Raw genomic sequence first — 18,363 nt, forward strand, 5'->3', positions numbered from 1 at the left:
GATTACACGAAAATACGAAAATCCACAGCTTATTTTCTCTCTGTTTTTGCCGCTGCCACAATGGCCACCATCTCATCAAATTCTTTCATACATTCCGGGTTTGGCTGTGTCAGGCGGTTGACAATGAGGATAACGACCACATTGAGGAGGAAACCCGGCACGATTTCGTACATCAGGCTGCTCATCCCCGTCATCTTCCAAATCACTACGGTGAGGGTTCCCACAACCATCCCTGAAAGGGCAGCCTGCCAGGTAGTCTTTCGGGAATACAGGCCAAAGAGCACCAGGGGACCAAAGGCTGCACCAAAGCCACTCCAGGCGTAGGAAACTAACCCCATAACCGAGGCATTATCCTGAAGGGCCAGCAACATGGCCAGCACTGCGATGACAACCACAGCACCACGGCCGATATTCACCGACATCTTATCCGATAAGCTCTTTTTAGCAAAGACATTCCACAAATCCTCGGTAAGTGCAGAAGAGGACACCAAGAGCTGAGAATCGATGGTGGACATAATGGCCGCCATAATAGCCGCTAGGAAAATCCCGCCAATCCAAACCGGAAAATACTGTCGGATCATCAGAATAAACACCGTTTCCTGGGAGCCACCACTTAATCCTGGGAATAGTGGAATGGACAATAAGCCTACTAAAATTGCCCCAGCCAAGGAAACAATTACCCAAACAATGGCGATGGTCATCGACTTTGGCAGATCCTTAATGCTTCGAATCCCCATAAAACGCACAAGGATATGGGGCTGTCCAAAATATCCAAGACCCCAGGCCACTGCCGAAAGGATGGCCAGTACCGAAATACCATTACCGAAAAGATTGATGGGAATGTCCTGGACTGCCATAGCCGTCATGGTCGTTCCTAAGCCCCCCATTTCAATCATCGCTAAAACAGGGACCACCGTAATGGCGATAACCATGAGCACCCCTTGAATCAGGTCCGTCCAACACACAGCCAAAAATCCCCCTAAAAAGGTATAAGCAACGATGACGACGCCCCCAATAATAACGGCTGATCGATAATCCACACCAAACATAATTTGGAACAACTTTCCGGATGCCACCATTCCCGAAGCCGAGTAAATGGTAAAGAACACCAGAATGACCAGTGCCGAAACAATTCGAATGGCCCGGGTGGGATCCTTATAGCGCTTTTCCAAGAAGGTCGACAGGGTTAGAGACCCCGTCTCTTCGGTGTAGGTCCGCAGACGGGCCGCCACAAACTTCCAATTCAGTGCCGTCCCAATGAAGAGGCCAATCCCAATCCACACCTCGGGCATTCCACCAAGATAAATGGCACCAGGCAACCCCATGAGCAGCCAGCCGCTCATATCACTGGCCTGGGCCGAAAAAGCGGTTACCCAGCTTCCCAGTCCCCGGCCACCTAAAAAGAAGCCCTCCGCACTATCGGACTTCTTATAAAAATGCAAACCGATGGCGATCAGCACGATGAGATACACAAAAAAGATGACAAGCTCACCACTAATTTTCATACATAAACCCCACTTTCTTATTCTTAAGCGATACTTTAATATTGTATACAAAAACCGTATTAAAGTAAAGCACTTTCTAACACAAAAAACCACCCCGTAGGATGGTCTTTTGGATGGTACCAGGCCTATAAGCCGAGTTCTGTTTTAACGATCATCTGTCTAGACCCATCGTCGCCAATGGGTTCAAGCGACCTACCATAGGATAGCGACGGGCCGCCGCCTTTTAAAATCCGTTCTTGGTCTTGCTCCGAATGGGGTTTACCCAGCTGGCCGGTTACCCATGCCACTGGTGAGCTCTTACCTCACCCTTTCACCCTTACCAGCAAAGCTGGCGGTTTACTCTCTGTTGCACTTGCCTTGGAGTTACCTCCACCGGACGTTATCCGGCATCCTGCCCTCTGGAGCTCGGACTTTCCTCAGGCACTTAAGCACCCGCGATCATCCAGCCTGCTACCAACTTATATAGTATACCCGTTCTCACATTCTTTTGCAATGCCCATTTCAAACCAAAAGGTACTTCCTTCATTTAAAGTACTTAAGACGCCAAAGGGCATCCCATGGAGAGTTAAGATATTCTTTACGATGGACAAGCCCAGCCCCGTACCCACCGAAGCCAACTGGTGGTTTTTATCGATTTTATAGTACCGATCCCACACATAAGGCAACTGATCCTCGGCAATGCCTTCTCCCGTATCCGTAACAGCAATCCGCACCCGGGTATCGCAAATGGTTTGGCGGATAACCACGCGTTTATCCGCACCCGTATAATGGATGGCATTGTTCACCAGATTATAAATGACCTGGGTGATTTTAAGTTCATCTCCCTGGGCATAGACCTCTGAATCTGCTTCAAAGGTGATGCTGTAGCCGTCCTGCTCTGTGAGCTTTGTGTAACGCTTCATAATCTGGCGGATGGTATCGGTCAGACAAAAAACCTCCACATCCAAATCCTGGACACCAGCCCGCAGCTTGGAAATATCCAGCACATCATTGACGAGCGCCGCCAAACGGTTGGCCTCATCGATAATGATTTGCACATTCTCTGGGGTATTTTCCCCGGGGAGATCCCGGATGACCTCTGCATAACCGGTAATCATCGTCAAAGGGGTGCGTAGGTCATGGGATACATTAGCGATAAGCTCCCGCTGGAGCTTTTCAACCTTAGCCAGCTCCCCCGCCGCATAATTAAGAGTACTATTCAATTCTGTAATCTCACGATATCCCTCCCCATCGAAATGCACGTTGACATTTCCCTTGGCCAGCTCCTTGGCAGATTCATTCGTCACCATAATGGGCTTTGAAATCCGTTTTGAGATGAATGCCGCAAAAAGCAGTCCCAACACACCAAAAATCAGGCTCAGATATACGAGCTGGCTGCGCAGGGTACTCACGGTGGCATTCACCGGTGTAATCATGGTATTGAGCATCACCACATAATTACCGGATATTTGGGTGTAGACAATGCTCTCTTCACCACCATCCATAAATTTGCCTGTCCGTGAAAAGGAAGCCAGATAGGTCCCATTATTTTCCTTGGCATTTTGGTATAACTGGTTCAAATCCTGGCTGCTGAGATAATGCAAGACGCAATTGGGAGTCCGATCCACATCGATAACAGTCCCATTTTCCAGATTAACCACCTTAACACAAGTATTACTGCGCTCTACCACGGCATTGATGGCCTCCCCCATATCATTTGTTCCCAGATTGGTCACAATGCTCTGGGCCGAGGTATGCAGTTCATCAATCTTACTTTTCCGGTAAAAGCTGCTTAAAAAGACAATTTGGAAAAGCCAGATTATAAAAATCATCACCGCCAAAAAAGCGGTGATGAAGAGGAAAAGCTTCCATTTCAGGCTGAGTTCTTTAAGCTTCAAAGCGATACCCCACACCTCGGAGGGTGACGATACATTTGCTATAGGGTCCGAGGCTCTTTCTGAGTAATTTAATATGGGTGTCCAGGGTCCGGTCATCGCCATAAAAATCATAGCCCCAGACATTGGTAATCAGCTTATCCCGGGTGAGGGCGATGCCACGATTTTTAAGCATATAGAAAAATAGATCGTACTCCTTGGGTGTCATACTGGCAAGTTCCCCATCAACTGTCACCTTCCGGGCCGCCATATCCACCTCAATTCCCTCAATCTGGATAATCTCCCGATCATCGCCACCACCAGCTTGATGGATCCGGGCTAAAATGGCTTTAATCCGCAGCATCAGCTCCTTAGGTGAAAAGGGTTTGACCACATAATCGTCAATCCCCAGCTCAAAGCCATGGATGCGGTCGTACTCCTCGCCCCGGGCTGACAGCATGATAATCGGGGTCTTGCTAGTCTTTCGAATCTCGCGACAAGTTGAAAACCCATCGAGCTCCGGCATCATCACGTCCATGATGATAATATCAAAATCCTGGTGGCGGACTTTATCGATGGCATCCATACCATCCCCCGCCTCGACGACCTCATAACCCTCAAATTCTGCATATTTGCGTACCAAGCGTCTGATTTTTTCTTCATCGTCTACCATTAATATCCGAATCATGCTCCTATCCTTTCTGCACTACAAAGGGCGGCGAGCTGGACATCCCAGCCTTATTGCTGACTTGTAGACGACGTATTTTCTCCCTGATATTCACCAAGGGTAACCTTCATGGTTTGCTCGCTGCCATTTCGGGACACCTTTACCTCGATTGTATCCCCCACGGAGTGACTGCGGATGGCCTGCTTGACATCTGCCGCACTGGAAACCGCTGTCCCACCGACTGAAACAATCCGATCCCCGGATTGAAGTCCGGCATTGGCAGCCGGACCGCCGCTCGTAACCTGTCTGATATAAACACCGGTACTATTGACCCGGTACTGCATGGCGGTTTCGGCAGAATCCACATCCACCAGGGTGACCCCCAGGCTGGCCCGGCCCTTTACATAGCCGTCGGACATTAAGGCTTCCACCACTGATTTCACTTCATTCACTGGAATGGCAAAGCCTAAGCCCTCCACTCCGGTTCCTGAGGATTTAGCCACCACCAGACCGATCAGCTCACCACTGGCGTTAAAGAGGCCCCCGCCGGAATTACCAGGATTGATAGCTGTATCCGTTTGGAGCAGGTTCATCGTTTCTCCATCAATGGTAATTTCTCGGTTTAAAGCCGAAATAATTCCATCTGTCACGGTGCCGCCCAGTTCGCCCAGAGGGTTCCCAATGGCAATGGCCTGTTGGCCGACGACAATCCCTTCAGAATTTCCCATGACCACTGGCTGCAAATTGGAAGCACTTATTTTAAGTAAGGCCACATCACTTTCAGAATCTGTTCCCACCAGGGTTGCTTCATAGGATTTTTCATCTTTGGTGGTTACCGTAATCTTTGAGGCTCCGTTAATGACGTGGTTATTGGTCACAATATAACCATCGGCGCTTACGATGACGCCACTACCCGCACCTTCTGTCACCATATCCTGCATATACTGGCTTTTGGTCACCGCCTCGGTTTTAATTTCCACCACCGAGTTGGCCGCCGATGAGGCCACCTTTTCCGTAGTGGAGGCCGTACTGTCCGAGGTTCCTGCCGCCGTAGCCTGGGCCACAGACTGATACATTACCGTCTTACCACCGGCCACTTGGTTAGCCAGCATCCCCCCTCCAAAGCCCAGGGCTCCAGAAAGAAGGACGCAGCCCACCATCATACCGGCCATGGATTTTTTCATCCCGCCAAAGGCCGCCCCCTTCCGGGTGCGTCTTTTTTTATTGGTTGATGGGACAATTCCACCCATAGGCGATTCTTTTGCCCCAGGGGTGGACTGACCATCCTCTGTCTTCGGTGCATCGATTAATATGAAATCCGTCGTTTCCTGACGATCATTATGATTATATTCCATCACGCTTTCCTCCTATTGTTCAATGTGATGTCTCTATTGTAAGGAGAAAATGTGATGGGTTTTTGAAAGGCACCTGAAGGAATGATGAAAACTACAGGATTAAAGGGTTTGCTAAGCCTATGGGCTCAGCGTTCCTTATCCCCTACTCGTCTTCAAAATGTCCCATGTCAAAGGTATCCTGGATAATCTCGTCATCTGTAGGCAGAAGGGCTTCTTCTGATTCCACAGCAACCTCGGGCTCCTTAGCTTTTTTGTAAAAATCCCGAATCTGCTGCTCGATGGTATCACAAATATCCGGGTTTTCCTTCAAGAAATCCTTGACTTTATCCCGTCCCTGTCCAATGCGCTCCTCATTGTAAGAGAACCAGGACCCGGCCTTGTGGATGAGATCCAGCTCAACCGCAATGTCTAAAACATCCCCAATATGGGAAATACCCTCACCGTACATAATATCGAATTCTGCAATTTTAAACGGCGGCGCCATTTTATTTTTAACAACCTTCACTTTGGTTCGATTCCCAATGAGCTCCGAGCCTTTTTTAAGGGGCTCACCCTTTCGAACATCCATTCGGACCGAAGAATAAAACTTAAGAGCCCGTCCGCCAGTGGTGACCTCTGGATTCCCATAGACAACACCGACTTTTTCCCTGAGCTGATTGATGAAAATCGCTGCGGTATTGGCCTTCTTAATGGTTCCAGCCAACTTTCTCAGAGCCTGGGACATGAGGCGGGCATGGAGACCCACATGGGAATCCCCCATTTCCCCATCAATTTCTGCACGAGGCACCAGGGCGGCTACGGAGTCCACCACCACCACGTCGATGGCGCCACTTCGGACCAGAGCTTCTAAAATTTCCAGTGCCTGTTCCCCTGTATCGGGCTGGGAAACCAGCAAATTGTCAATGTCCACTCCTAAAGCCCGGGCGTATTCCGGGTCCAGGGCATGCTCAGCATCGATAAAGGCCGCATTGCCGCCATTTTTTTGGGCTTCCGCCACAATATGAAGGGCCAGTGTCGTTTTCCCTGAGGATTCTGGACCATAGATTTCAATAATCCGTCCCCGGGGAACCCCGCCAATACCCAGGGCTAAGTCTAACCCAATGGATGAAGTGGATATGACATCCACATCCATTTTAGAGGCATCGTCCCCCAGACGCATGATTGCACCTTTTCCAAAGTCCTTTTCGATTTTCTTTAAGGCTGCATCCAATGCTTCCTGCTTCGCCTGATTCTCAGTTTGTTGTACCACTTTTACAAGGGGTTGTTTATCCTTTTTTGCCATTATTGCTCACTTTCTGTTTATTAATTAAACACATTGCCATTTTTGATTTTCAAAACATGGGTCCGCACCAAATTCAAGGCGGCATTGACCACCCGTTTTTGGATGATGGTTCGGGCTCCGCCAAAGCGGCATTCCTCAATGGTGGTTTCTCCCTGATAATGAATTCCCACATAGACCAAGCCCACCGGCTTTTCCGCCGTTCCTCCATCGGGTCCGGCAATGCCAGTGACCGACACGGTCAGATCACAGCCGGATATCCGGGCTAAGTTTTCGCACATCTCCCGGGCCGTCTGGGGACTCACTGCACCATACTGGGCCAGGGTATCCGAAGAGACGTCAAGGAGCTGCATTTTGGCCTCATTGGAGTAAGTTACCAGCCCCATTTTAAGACTTTTGGAAATACCGGGAACTTCCGCCAGCTTTCCAGAAATCAATCCACCCGTACAGGATTCTGCAGTGGCAATGGTCACTCCCTTTTCAATAAGGAGCTTACCCACGGCGATATACAAAGGGTCCTGGGAATGCGTAAAGATATGTTGACCTAACCGTTCCACCAGTACCTTTTCATACTTATCCAGAATAGCATTCATCTCGACCTCATCTTTACCGCTGGCCGTAATGCGCACCAGTACCTCCCCTACCTTTGCATAGGTGGCAATGGTTGGGTTGTCCTGACGATCGATGATATCCATCAGGGTATCCTCCACCATGGACTCGCCAATTCCACCCAGGTTATAATACCGGGAAATGACCTGATGATCCATCATCTTTTCCAGGATTGGCAGGACTTCGTCCTCAAACATCCCCTTCATTTCATGGGGTGGCCCAGGGAGAAGAAATACCCGGACACCATTTTTATCCACCATAATCCCCGGGGCTGACCCCCTGGGATTGGGTAGCTTCTTAGCCCCCACCGGAATATCAGCCTGACGCAGATTATTCTCCGTCATGACCATCTGGCGTTTTTCAAAGAAAGCAGTCAGCTTGGCCACTTCCTCTTCATCCCGGGTCATGGGGAGCCCAAAGAAATCAGATACCGTTTCCTTTGTCAGATCGTCCTGGGTGGGTCCAAGGCCCCCAGTCACAACAATCATTTCACTACGGCCAACCGCCTCACCCAGCACCTCTTTCAAACGGGCGGGGTTATCACCGATGGTGGTCTGGTAATGGACCGAGAAGCTGCGCAGTGACAGCTCCTTTGACAAATAGGTCGCATGGGTATTCAGTGTGTCCCCGGTCAGCAGCTCCGTGCCGACACAGATGATTTCACAATTCATAATGGTCACTTCCTTTTAATCCGTAATTCCTTATCCTTGAACAAAAACAATTTTTTGATTGGTCGAATGGCTGGTATCGTAACGAAAGCCCAGAGCATCAAAGGCTTTTAAATCCTCTGGTTCAATCCCTGGATTCTCCACAATAAAACGGGCCATTCTCCCTCTAGCCATTTTAGCATATGTGGTGATAGTTTGCATCTTTCCAGCCTTAATTATTTTAAATTCTACATCAATAAAATGCTCTTCTGGGGTTAGGTACCGTCGGATGGTTTTAGCGTACTCCTCTGAGGCGAGGTTAATAATGGTATCGCTCTGGGAGTACAGCGCATCATGGAGGGACCGTCCCCAAAAGGCGTATAAATCTTTATGTTCCCCCACCGAAAGTTTTGTTCCCATTTCCAACCGGTAGGGCATGATGCCGTCTTGAGGTCTGAGAACACCGTAAAAACCAGAAAGAATCCGAAGGGATGCCTCCGCCATTTCCCACGCCTTGGGACTAAGGCTATCCGCATCAAAATGCTTAAAAACCAGCCCGTCATAGGTGGCTATAGCCGGCGTTCCCGGTTCTGACAAATCCATATGGGCGAAGGCATAATGGGCCTTCTCTCCCAGGCTGCTGCTCACCTTCATCAGCGCCTCCAACTCCCAGGGCATCATCTGCCGAAGGGCCCCAAGCAGAACCGCCGACTCTCCGGCAAAGGTTGGCTTTTGGGTCTCCCCCTGCCAATGGACCTCCCGCATATTTTTAGCCGGTGATAAAATCGCAATCATAGATTCTCCTTCTTCTTAAAAAGAGGACCCTGAAACAGGGCCCCCCTTTATCTATCCAAAATCCGAAGGTCATATTTTCCGACTTTCGAATTCTGATCCTTTAATAGGATTTAATCACACCCTTATTGAGTCTGAAATAATCAATCCCTGAAATCATAGTCAACACCAGGGCCACATAAATCATCACCGTCCCAAAAATATTCAGGGCGGGAATCTGACACACCGGCCAATTGTAGAGTAGCAGGGCGACAATGGCAATCATCTGGGACATGGTCTTGGCCTTGCCCCATTTGCTGGCGGCAATAACCACTCCATCCGAGGCGGCCAGGGTTCTAAGTCCCGTAATGGCAAATTCCCGGGCGATGATGACGATGACTACCCAGGCCGGCATGAGGTGCAGCTCCACCAGACAGATAAAAGCCGAACACACCAACAGCTTATCTGCCAAAGGATCCATAAATTTGCCAAAATCCGTTACGAGATTCCGGCTTCTTGCCAAATGACCATCCAAGGCATCAGAAGCCGCCGCCACGACGAACAGGACTAAGGCGATGGGTTCATGGAATGGAAAATCCACCGCCATGGCGATGACAAAAAAAGGAATCATAATAATCCGGGCCATGGTAATCTTATTGGGTAAATTCATTTTCTCTCTCCTTTAAAATACTCACGTACGAATACTTCCAATCACGTCGTAGCCAATGGAGTTCGTAACAGACACCGGATAAAAGGTGCCGCACACCAAATCGGCATCCTCAATGATGACGCCACAATCAATTTCTGGTGCATCACCATAGGTCCGGCCATAGAACACCTCGTCCCCATCGGTTTCTTCTACCAGCACTTCAATGGTCTTTCCCACCATTTCCTGGTTCTTAAGGGCCGTGATATCTTCCTGCTGCTCATAAATCCGGCGTCTTCGAGCTTCCTTTACCTCCCCAGGCAGTTGGTTCACCATTTTAGCGGCTGGAGTCCCCTCTTCCAAGGAATAGGCAAAGGCGCCCAAGCGTTCAAAGCCCAATTCTGACAAAGCCGCTAACATCGCCTCAAATTCTTCCTCAGTTTCCCCGGGAAAGCCTGTGATGATAGTCGTCCGTAAAACCACATCGGGGAGGGCTTTACGGATCATGGCCACCTTCTCAAAAATAGTCTGCCGGTCAATTTGGCGGCCCATTCGCTTCAGTACACTGTCCTCCGTATGTTGGATGGGCATATCAAAATAGTGACAAATATTATTGTGGGTGCGTACCACCTCCAACAGTTCCCCATCGATGCCCTCTGGATAAAGATAGAGCAGGCGAATCCATTTGAAGTCCACTGCCTCTGCCAATTCCTTAAGCAATGTTGCCAGTGTGACCCCCTCTTCTAAATCACTGCCATATTGGGTAAGATCCTGGGCGATGAGGATGAGCTCTTCCACCCCCTGATCCCGCAGGCTTTTGGCCTCGGACAAGATTGCCTCAGGGCGACGACTGCGGTAATGACCGCGAATCCTTGGAATGGCGCAATAGGTACAATGCTTATCGCAGCCCTCGCTGATTTTCAGATAAGCCGTCACATCGCCATCTTCAACCCAGCGTTCGACCACCGCTTCTTTATAGGTTTTATCCTCTTCTTCAATCAAGGTATTCGTCTGACGGCTCCCATCAATAAGGGAAAGGAGATCCTCCAGATTGTTGACTCCTAAATAGAAATCCACTTCCGGAAGCTCTGTTTTCAGTTCCTGAGCATAGCGCTGGGCCATACACCCTGCCACCACAAAGATACCACATTTCCCCTCAGTTTTATAGGGTAAATACTCAAAAATCCGGTCGATGGATTCTGCCTTGGCAGCTTCGATGAAGCAGCAGGTGTTAATGATGATGATATCCGCATCCTCTGGTGCCTTAGCTACGGTATATCGGGCCCCCCTTAAGGTGGCCAGCATGGTTTGACTGTCCACAGTATTTTTGTCACAGCCCAGGGTCTCTATATAGACCGATTGGGTGGGTTTAGGCATGATAATACTCCTCTCGGGTGGTGAGCAGGGTCCGGGGCTTACTGCCATTTGGTCCTGAAATCACACCCTTTTGTTCTAGCTCATCCACAATTCGTCCAGCCCTGGCATAGCCCACCTTTAGCTTTCTTTGGACCATGGAGGTCGAAATCTGATTGTAGGTAAAGGCCAGCTCCACAGCCTGGGGGAATAAGGCGTCCTCAGTTTCTTCCGTGTCATCCGGCTTTTCGCTATACCCTGCAATGACGTCTTCAATATGGGCGTTAAAGGTCGGGGCTGTCGCCCCCTCGATGGCTCCGATGACCCGATTGATTTCTGCATCAGAGACGTAGGTACATTGGACTCGCAGGGGCTTGGATTTTCCCACCGGGAAGTAGAGCATATCCCCCTTCCCCAAAAGTTTCTCGGCCCCGGCCATATCTAAAATGGTCCGGCTATCTGTATTAGAAGCCACAGAAAATGCAATTCGAGAGGGAATATTGGCTTTGATGAGCCCGGTGATGACATCCACCGATGGTCTCTGGGTAGCGATGATGAGATGAATTCCACAGGCCCGGGCCAGCTGGGCAATCCGGCAAATGGCATTTTCAACCTCCTTGGGAGAGGTCATCATTAAATCCGCCAATTCGTCCACCACAATGATGATTCGGGGCAGCTTCTTTTCTCCAGCTGCTAGCATCTTGTCATTGTACCCATCAATATCCCGAACCCCCGCATCCTTAAAGAGCTGGTAACGGTCCGTCATCTCTTTGATACCCCAATTGAGGGCATAGGCCGCCTTCTTAGGGTCTGTCACCACCGGGATAAGCAGATGGGGAATATTGTTGTACTGATTCAGCTCCACCATTTTGGGGTCGATCATGATAAATCGCAGCTCATCCGGGGTCAGCTTGTAAAGCAGACTGATGATAATGGTATTGATGCACACGCTCTTCCCTGAACCCGTGGCTCCGGCAATGAGCATATGGGGCATCTTACTGATATCCCCAATGATGTTTTGCCCGGACAGGGTTTTCCCCAGGGCAAAGGGCAGGGTCGCCTTAGTTCGCTCAAAGCCCGGCGCTTCGATAATTTCCCGAAGCCCCACGATTTCGCTTTCAGCATTAGGCACCTCAATCCCCACCGCGGCCTTCCCTGGAATGGGAGCCTCGATGCGAATGTCTGAGGTGGCCAGGTTTAAGGCCAGATCATCGCTTAAGTTGACGATTTTATTCACCTTGACCCCTGGGTCCGGCTGAACCTCGAATCGGGTAATGGAAGGACCGACATCCGCACCTACGATTTTTGCCGCAACCCCAAAGCTTTTCAGGGTCTCCTCAATCTGACGGGCTTTTTTTTTCACATCTGTTTTTTTATCGCCCCCCCGCCGTAAAGGGGGATTAAGCAGTGCCACATCAGGGATCTGATATTCCTCCACCGGGGCGTCGGGATCGATGGCCTCAAAGCTGCTGCCAATGGTAATATCCTCTGGGACTTTATCCACTGGGGCGGTGCTGGCTGCACGCTGTTTCCTGGCCTGACGTTCCGCTTGGGCAGCGGCCGCCTCCTCTGGATCAAGCGCCTCCATCACATCTCCAATATCTAAATACTGGGTATCCACGGAGATCTCCCCAGTTTCCCCACGATGGAAGAGGTCGTCATAGTCTTCGTCAATGAGCTCCTGTTCCTCCAGAAGTCGACGTTCCTCAGCCTCCTTACGCTTATCCCGTAGCTCTTTCGCTTCTTTAACCGCGGCTGCCTTCTCTTTGATTTTATCCATACCAAACCCCTTCTCCTTAAGCGCCCCATAAGCCTGAGGACAATTGATCTTAAAGAGGAGAAATGCTTCGATAAAGAAAAGAAGGATAATCAAGATAAAAGTCAGTACCCGTCCCATAATGGTAGTAAACAGGAAGGCAAAAACGTTTCCGATGATTCCCCCATAGCCTCCCAAAGTCGCCAGGGAGAAGAGGTCTACCATGCTATTGTCAAGAAGCTTGGGCATATTAAGGCTAAAGCCAATCATGAAATTCATCAGCATCAAAAAGACGATCAGGACGGTCTTTCGGTAGTAGCGCATTTTATCCGTAAACAGGAGAATACCGCAGGCCACGCCATAAATAGCCACCATCATCGAGGCATTGCCAAACATAAAGGTGACAAAGCCCTTCCCAATGATTTTATCCACAATATTCGGGGTGGCGGTACTAAAGGCATAGGCACTGTAGATGGAAAACAGAATAACCACTGCCCCCCAAATCTGCCGCTTCCGATCCGGGTGCAAAGTTTTTTTCGATTGTGCCTTGGCCGATGGCCGTGTTTTCTTTTTCGTACTGGTTCTTGCAGTCGTTTTTTTGCGAGCTGCCATTTTTATCACCTCAAATCATATTAAAAAAGGGTACACAGGGTACCCTTGCTCTCTACACGCCGCTGTGCCCGAATCCGCCGTCGCCGCGTTGTGTGGCCTCCAGAGCCTCGGGTGATTCCACCACAACAAACTCTGGCAGACTGACCCGGGTGACCACCATCTGGGCGATGCGGTCCCCGGGGGTAATGGTGAAGGGCGTATCCAACAGGTTCATCACAATCACCGCAATCTCTCCCCGATAATCGGAATCGATGGTACCGATTCCGTTAACCAGGGTAATCCCGTGCTTTAAAGCCAGGCCGCTTCGAGCCCGGACCTGAGCCTCATAGCCTAGGGGAAGCTCAATACGAATGCCTGTGGGTACAGCGTACACCTTATGGGGCTCAAGTACCAGGGGGGCGGCCAAATCCGCGTGTAAATCCACGCCAGCCGCCCCCTGGGACTGTACCCTGGGCAGTGGGTTTTTTGACCCATTATAAATTTTTACAACACAGGTTTCCATTATTATAACCGGTGTTCCTTAGTTTTCCTTAGGCAGGCAAGCTTTCCGGGACAGATTAATCCGGCCCTGATCATCAATTTCGATGACCTTTACAGTCACCTTATCTCCCAGCTTTACCGAATCCTCAACCTTTTCTACCCGGTGATGTTCCAGCTTGGAAATATGGATAAGGCCATCCTTCCCCCCTGGAATGGACACGAAGGCGCCGAAGTTCATAATTCGGACGACGGTTCCATCCACCACTTCACCGACTTCAACCTCCCGGACGATATCGTTAATCATATCGATGGCACGCTTTGCAGCTTCACCATCCTCAGATGCGATATAGATGGTCCCATCATCCTCGATATCAATCTTCACACCGGTTTCATCAATGATCCCGTTGATTACCTTGCCGCCACTCCCAATGACCTCACGGATCTTGTCGGGCTTGATGTGCATGGTGATAATTCTCGGTGCATAGGGAGACAGCTCTTCCCGGGGTTCTGCAATGGTATCGTTCATGATGCCTAAAATGTGCATCCGACCGTCCTTGGCCTGGGCCAGGGCTTGGGTCAGGATTTCACGGTCGATCCCGTGGATCTTAATGTCCATCTGAATGGCGGTAATCCCATCAGCGGTTCCAGCCACTTTAAAGTCCATATCCCCTAAGAAGTCTTCCATTCCCTGGATATCCGTCAAAATAGCCAGCTTTTCATTTTCCTTAATGAGGCCCATCGCACAGCCTGCAACCGGCTTCTTCAGAGGAACACCAGCAGCCATAAGGGCAAGGGAGCTTCCACAGACACTGGCCTGGGAAGTAGAGCCATTGGAGCTTAAGACTTCAGATACCACACGAATGGCATAGGGGAATTCTTCCTCTGAAGGAACCATGGGTAACAAGGCACGTTCAGCCAGGGCACCATGGCCAATTTCACGACGGCCAGGGCCGCGCATGGGGCGGGTTTCTCCAACACTGTAGCTTGGGAAATTATATTGATGCATGTAGCGTTTTTCAGTTTCGGTTCCCAACCCATCGATCATCTGAGCATCCCGGAGGACCCCAAGGGTCGCAATGGAGAGTACCTGGGTTTCGCCACGGGTGAAGAGGCCAGAGCCATGGACCCGGGGGACAAAATCAATGAGGGCACTGATGGGACGCACTTCTTCCATCTTTCGATTATCCGGGCGAATCCGATCGTTTAAGATCAGGCTCCGGACTTCCTTCTTCTTCATCCCATTAAGCACGGTGTCAATGTCTGCACCAGCATCGGGGTATAATTCCGTAAAGTGGGCCATGGCTTCGTCAATAAGTCCATTCATGGCAGCCAGACGTTCGTCCTTATCGGCAGTCTGAACGGCATCGTGCATGCGGCTTCCCACATAGGCTTCGATTTCTGCAGTGAGCTCTTCCGTTGGAAGATACAGCTTATACTCTGCCTTGGGGACGCCCACTTCTGCAACAATCCCTTCAATAAAGGCAACGATTTTTTTGATTTCATCGTGGGCAAAGAGGATAGCTTCTAACATGGTTTCTTCAGAAACCTCATTTGCACCCGCTTCGACCATCATCACAGCGTCCTTGGTTCCCGCAACGATGAGACTTAAATCGCTGACTTCACGCTGGGCTTGCGTCGGATTTAACACCAGCTCACCATCGACTAAGCCGACAGCCACTGAACCCGTTGGCCCGGCAAAGGGCATGTCCGAAATGGACAGGGCCACAGAGGAACCAATCATCGCAACGATTTCCGGAGCATTATCCTGTTCCACTGCCATGACAGTGGTAACCACCTGGACATCATTTCTAAATCCCTTAGGGAATAAAGGACGGATGGGGCGGTCAATTAAACGGGAATTTAAGATGGCCTTTTCTGACGGCCGGCCTTCCCGCTTTAAAAATCCTCCGGGGATTTTACCTACAGCATATTGTTTTTCTTCATAGTCTACACTCAGGGGGAAGAAATCCATCCCCTCCCGTGGTTTTTTGGAAGCGCCGGCCACCGCCAGGATAGTGGTTTCGCCATAACGAAGGATGGCCGATCCCTTTGCCAGCTGGGCCACCTGGCCAACTTCAACGACCAGCGGTCTGCCGGCCAACTCCATTTCAAATCTTCTCATATCATAACTCCTTTATGATGAAAGGTCCCATGCTTTCGCAGAGGACCGATGCCCGGTAGACATTGCGTTCTGTCCGTCGTTTATACCCACCAGCAGGTAGGCATAAACCGCGAACAGTTAAAACATCCGTCCTTTGGGCATCGCCATAGGTCTTTACAAAAATGACAGAAAGGCGGAATAGCTCCGCCTTATCAGTGTGTTATTATTTTCTCAAGCCTAAGCGTGCAATGAGTTCACGATAACGGGTGATGTCTTTCTTCTTAAGGTAGCCCAGCAGGTTACGACGCTGTCCAACCATCTTCAGAAGACCTCTTCTGGAGTGATGGTCCTTTTTGTGCACTGCGAAATGTTCGTTCAAATCGTTAATGCGAGCGGTTAGAAGCGCAATTTGCACTTCGGGGGAACCGGTGTCCCCTTCATGGGTGCCATAATCGGCGACAATCTGTTCTTTTTGTTCTTTTGTGATCATAATGATTCTCCTTAATTCTTAATTTCCTGCCAAGTCGTAGTAAACCGTCGGAGTGTCGGAAAACCAGGAATTGGCAACGTCAGTATCATACCACATCCACAGGGGGGTGTAAAGTATTTTTCACCATCAATCCATTAATTGGCTACAGAGATCCAGGGTCTTTTCCATGGAGTGTCGCCGGGCCTCCTCGGTCATATTGGCAGACATCTCCCGGATGATATAGCTGTTTTCAATGAGAAAGTCCACCAGGGAGGTTAAATCCTTAACCTTATCCACCTTAATCGCCATGCCACTGTCTACCAGGAAGTCGGTATTCTCCTCCTCCTGACCTGGATAATAGTATGGAATAATCATGGGAATGCCCTTGACCATGGCCTCTGTGCTGGTAAGTCCTCCAGGCTTCGTGATAATGGCCTCGGACTGATCCATGAGCTGCGACACATTCTGGACAAAGCCATGGATCTCGACCACCTTATCCGCTGGTTCGTACACCTTGGCCAAAAAACGGATATCCCGCTCAACCTTGGCATTATTCCCACAAACCACGATAATCCGAATCTTCTCCTTGGTCTTCATCAGGGAGACAAAAGCTTTTTCCATTTGACGGGCCCCCATGCTCCCCCCCATGACCATAATAGTTCCCCGAACTGCCGGGTCCGCTTTTTCTAACTCAGCAGAGGGAGCATCCATAAATTCGGTACGGATGGGAATGCCAAAGGGATAGATGATATCTGGGTCTACCCCCCGCTCCACCATAGTTTGCTTGGTGTATTCGCTCCCCACCACGTAGGCATCGATCATGGGGTGCAGATAGACACTATGAATTTTATAATCCGTCACAAAGGAAAGGACCGGCTGACTAAAGGCACCATGGGCCTTTAAGGTCCCCAGCATATTTGTAACAAAGGGATGGGTTGAAATAATGAGGTCCGGCCCTTCCTTTTCAATCAGCGGGACGATTTCAGGGTTCATCACCTTAGACATGACTTTAAAGATATTCTGCTGGAAAGGGGTCATCTTGTTGAACTGACGGTACATCTGTTCGTAAAGCTTGGGCGCGATTTCCACCAATTGCTTGTATCCCTTGGTCACTATGCGGTTCAGAGCGGCACTGCTTTCTTTAAAAGCATCATAAACCTGGGCATCATACCCCCGCCCTTGCAGTGCCTCTGCCAGGGAACGAGCCGCCAAATTATGGCCCGCCCCGGTCGATGCACTAAAGATAAAGACCTTTTTAGCCATCAAAATCCTTGGTGAAGCGGTAATTCACCCGCATCAGTTTTCCGCCCACAGCCTCTTCCCGACGCTTTTCTACTAAATAAGCCACACCAAAACCAGTGGCCACACCCGCAACAATGGTGCCTAAGGTCAGCATAATCTTCTTAAAGATACATTCATTATCCATAATTATTCTCCTTCTACACTTTCTTTTTTAAGAAAAATTGTTCCAATTTCCTGGCCATCTAAAATCTCATAAAGCCCTCGGACATCCTCTCCCGAGGCGATGATCGTATGGATTCCACGCTCTGTAGCATACCGGGCCGCACCGATTTTCGTCACCATCCCACCAGTTCCAAGTCCGGAGGTGGAGCACCCGGCACTTTTTATAACAGCCGTATCAATTTGCTCAACCACCGGCACCAACCTGGCATCCTCATGCTTGGCGGGGTTGCAATCGTACAGCCCATCCACATCAGATAAAATAATCAACAAATCGGCTTCCACCAGGCTGGCGGTCATGGCTGACAGGATATCATTATCCCCAAAGCACTCCTCCTGGATTTCATCCGTGGACACACAATCATTCTCATTGACGATGGGAATAATACCCCTTCCCATGAGCGCCATAAAGGTATTGGCGGCATTAGTCCGCTTGATTTCATTTTGAAAGACATCCTTCGTCAAGAGGATCTGACCAATATTTTGATGGTAATCATCAAAAAACTTATGGTAAATTTCCATCAAAAGGCCCTGGCCCACAGAAGCCGCCACCTGCTTTTCTTCTAACTTAACAGGTCGCTGCTCCATACCCAGGCGGTTCATTCCACAGCCAATGGCTCCAGAAGAAACTAAAACAATCTGCTTTCCGCTGCTGACCAAATCGGTCAGTACCCGTGCCAGATGATCCAGCTTCCGAAGATTAAGCTTTCCGTCGGGGTGGGTAACGCAGGTCGTCCCCATTTTGATCACGATCCTCTGTGCTGCTAATATTTCCTTGCGCATTCTAGCCTCCCACGCC

The 18,363-nt window shown here is 49.7% G+C and carries 16 protein-coding genes and 1 other RNA gene; all 17 read right to left on the reverse strand.

The features are described 5' to 3' along the window. Nucleotides 1-29 precede the first annotated feature (29 nt). Entirely contained in the window at nucleotides 30-1,505 is a 1,476-nt protein-coding gene (gene putP, locus BLW33_RS04935) for a sodium/proline symporter PutP (protein ID WP_090305918.1), read from the reverse strand. A 112-nt stretch (nucleotides 1,506-1,617) separates the two neighbouring features. Then, nucleotides 1,618-1,959, reverse strand: an RNA gene (gene rnpB / locus BLW33_RS04940) — RNase P RNA component class A. Nucleotides 1,960-1,963: 4 nt separating this feature from the next. Then, the gene (locus tag BLW33_RS04945) at nucleotides 1,964-3,382 is read right to left on the reverse strand and encodes a sensor histidine kinase (RefSeq protein WP_090305921.1); all 1,419 of its coding nucleotides are present in this window, start codon (nucleotides 3,380-3,382) and stop codon (nucleotides 1,964-1,966) included. Beyond that, on the reverse strand, nucleotides 3,372-4,046 hold the full coding sequence (locus BLW33_RS04950) for a response regulator transcription factor (protein WP_090305923.1): 675 nt from the start codon (nucleotides 4,044-4,046) through the stop codon (nucleotides 3,372-3,374). The genes BLW33_RS04945 and BLW33_RS04950 overlap by 11 nt, the downstream gene beginning before the upstream one ends. Before the next feature lie 50 nt (nucleotides 4,047-4,096). Next, on the reverse strand, nucleotides 4,097-5,380 hold the full coding sequence (locus tag BLW33_RS04955; protein ID WP_242911597.1) for a S1C family serine protease: 1,284 nt from the start codon (nucleotides 5,378-5,380) through the stop codon (nucleotides 4,097-4,099). A 142-nt stretch (nucleotides 5,381-5,522) separates the two neighbouring features. Continuing rightward, nucleotides 5,523-6,662, reverse strand: coding sequence for a recombinase RecA (recA, locus tag BLW33_RS04960; protein WP_090305926.1), 1,140 nt, complete (start codon nucleotides 6,660-6,662; stop codon nucleotides 5,523-5,525). A 20-nt stretch (nucleotides 6,663-6,682) separates the two neighbouring features. Beyond that, nucleotides 6,683-7,939, reverse strand: a complete 1,257-nt coding sequence (locus BLW33_RS04965; RefSeq protein ID WP_090305929.1) for a competence/damage-inducible protein A — start codon at nucleotides 7,937-7,939, stop codon at nucleotides 6,683-6,685. 30 nt (nucleotides 7,940-7,969) lie between these two features. Beyond that, nucleotides 7,970-8,710 (reverse strand): peroxide stress protein YaaA, encoded by a 741-nt coding sequence (gene yaaA, locus BLW33_RS04970; RefSeq protein WP_090305932.1) that lies wholly within the window; start codon nucleotides 8,708-8,710, stop codon nucleotides 7,970-7,972. Nucleotides 8,711-8,810: 100 nt separating this feature from the next. Continuing rightward, on the reverse strand, nucleotides 8,811-9,356 hold the full coding sequence (gene pgsA / locus BLW33_RS04975; RefSeq protein ID WP_090305935.1) for a CDP-diacylglycerol--glycerol-3-phosphate 3-phosphatidyltransferase: 546 nt from the start codon (nucleotides 9,354-9,356) through the stop codon (nucleotides 8,811-8,813). Between the two features lie 21 nt (nucleotides 9,357-9,377). Beyond that, nucleotides 9,378-10,709: a 30S ribosomal protein S12 methylthiotransferase RimO gene (gene rimO, locus BLW33_RS04980; protein ID WP_090305938.1), complete on the reverse strand. Its 1,332-nt coding sequence runs from the start codon at nucleotides 10,707-10,709 to the stop codon at nucleotides 9,378-9,380. Continuing rightward, nucleotides 10,702-13,053 (reverse strand): DNA translocase FtsK, encoded by a 2,352-nt coding sequence (locus BLW33_RS04985; RefSeq protein ID WP_090305941.1) that lies wholly within the window; start codon nucleotides 13,051-13,053, stop codon nucleotides 10,702-10,704. The genes rimO and BLW33_RS04985 overlap by 8 nt, the downstream gene beginning before the upstream one ends. Before the next feature lie 52 nt (nucleotides 13,054-13,105). Then, complete coding sequence (gene dut, locus BLW33_RS04990) at nucleotides 13,106-13,555, reverse strand: dUTP diphosphatase (RefSeq protein WP_090305943.1); 450 nt, start codon at nucleotides 13,553-13,555, stop codon at nucleotides 13,106-13,108. Between the two features lie 18 nt (nucleotides 13,556-13,573). Next, nucleotides 13,574-15,655, reverse strand: a complete 2,082-nt coding sequence (locus BLW33_RS04995) for a polyribonucleotide nucleotidyltransferase (RefSeq protein WP_090305946.1) — start codon at nucleotides 15,653-15,655, stop codon at nucleotides 13,574-13,576. Nucleotides 15,656-15,857: 202 nt separating this feature from the next. After that, nucleotides 15,858-16,124 (reverse strand): 30S ribosomal protein S15, encoded by a 267-nt coding sequence (rpsO, locus tag BLW33_RS05000; RefSeq protein WP_090246307.1) that lies wholly within the window; start codon nucleotides 16,122-16,124, stop codon nucleotides 15,858-15,860. Nucleotides 16,125-16,250: 126 nt separating this feature from the next. Further along, complete coding sequence (locus BLW33_RS05005; RefSeq protein ID WP_090305948.1) at nucleotides 16,251-17,366, reverse strand: MGDG synthase family glycosyltransferase; 1,116 nt, start codon at nucleotides 17,364-17,366, stop codon at nucleotides 16,251-16,253. Next, nucleotides 17,359-17,529 (reverse strand): stress-responsive transcriptional regulator PspC, encoded by a 171-nt coding sequence (locus BLW33_RS05010; protein ID WP_242911598.1) that lies wholly within the window; start codon nucleotides 17,527-17,529, stop codon nucleotides 17,359-17,361. The genes BLW33_RS05005 and BLW33_RS05010 overlap by 8 nt, the downstream gene beginning before the upstream one ends. Nucleotides 17,530-17,531: 2 nt before the next feature. After that, the gene (gene proB, locus BLW33_RS05015) at nucleotides 17,532-18,347 is read right to left on the reverse strand and encodes a glutamate 5-kinase (protein ID WP_090305950.1); all 816 of its coding nucleotides are present in this window, start codon (nucleotides 18,345-18,347) and stop codon (nucleotides 17,532-17,534) included. Between the last annotated feature and the right edge of the window lie 16 nt (nucleotides 18,348-18,363).

Origin of the sequence: Eubacterium aggregans, assembly GCF_900107815.1 — a bacterium.
GTDB classification, from domain to species: domain Bacteria; phylum Bacillota; class Clostridia; order Eubacteriales; family Eubacteriaceae; genus Eubacterium_O; species Eubacterium_O aggregans.

Excerpts from the sequence above, each read along its gene's own strand:
- BLW33_RS04955 (WP_242911597.1), bottom strand. The coding sequence starts at position 5,380 with ATGGAATATAATCATAATGATCGTCAGGAAACGACGGATTTCATATTA.
- recA (WP_090305926.1), bottom strand. The coding sequence starts at position 6,662 with ATGGCAAAAAAGGATAAACAACCCCTTGTAAAAGTGGTACAACAAACT.
- dut (WP_090305943.1), bottom strand. The coding sequence starts at position 13,555 with ATGGAAACCTGTGTTGTAAAAATTTATAATGGGTCAAAAAACCCACTG.
- rimO (WP_090305938.1), bottom strand. The coding sequence starts at position 10,709 with ATGCCTAAACCCACCCAATCGGTCTATATAGAGACCCTGGGCTGTGAC.
- yaaA (WP_090305932.1), bottom strand. The coding sequence starts at position 8,710 with ATGATTGCGATTTTATCACCGGCTAAAAATATGCGGGAGGTCCATTGG.
- putP (WP_090305918.1), bottom strand. The coding sequence starts at position 1,505 with ATGAAAATTAGTGGTGAGCTTGTCATCTTTTTTGTGTATCTCATCGTG.
- BLW33_RS05010 (WP_242911598.1), bottom strand. The coding sequence starts at position 17,529 with ATGGATAATGAATGTATCTTTAAGAAGATTATGCTGACCTTAGGCACC.
- BLW33_RS04995 (WP_090305946.1), bottom strand. The coding sequence starts at position 15,655 with ATGAGAAGATTTGAAATGGAGTTGGCCGGCAGACCGCTGGTCGTTGAA.
- BLW33_RS04965 (WP_090305929.1), bottom strand. The coding sequence starts at position 7,939 with ATGAATTGTGAAATCATCTGTGTCGGCACGGAGCTGCTGACCGGGGAC.
- BLW33_RS05005 (WP_090305948.1), bottom strand. The coding sequence starts at position 17,366 with ATGGCTAAAAAGGTCTTTATCTTTAGTGCATCGACCGGGGCGGGCCAT.
- rpsO (WP_090246307.1), bottom strand. The coding sequence starts at position 16,124 with ATGATCACAAAAGAACAAAAAGAACAGATTGTCGCCGATTATGGCACC.
- BLW33_RS04985 (WP_090305941.1), bottom strand. The coding sequence starts at position 13,053 with ATGGCAGCTCGCAAAAAAACGACTGCAAGAACCAGTACGAAAAAGAAA.
- proB (WP_090305950.1), bottom strand. The coding sequence starts at position 18,347 with ATGCGCAAGGAAATATTAGCAGCACAGAGGATCGTGATCAAAATGGGG.
- BLW33_RS04950 (WP_090305923.1), bottom strand. The coding sequence starts at position 4,046 with ATGATTCGGATATTAATGGTAGACGATGAAGAAAAAATCAGACGCTTG.
- pgsA (WP_090305935.1), bottom strand. The coding sequence starts at position 9,356 with ATGAATTTACCCAATAAGATTACCATGGCCCGGATTATTATGATTCCT.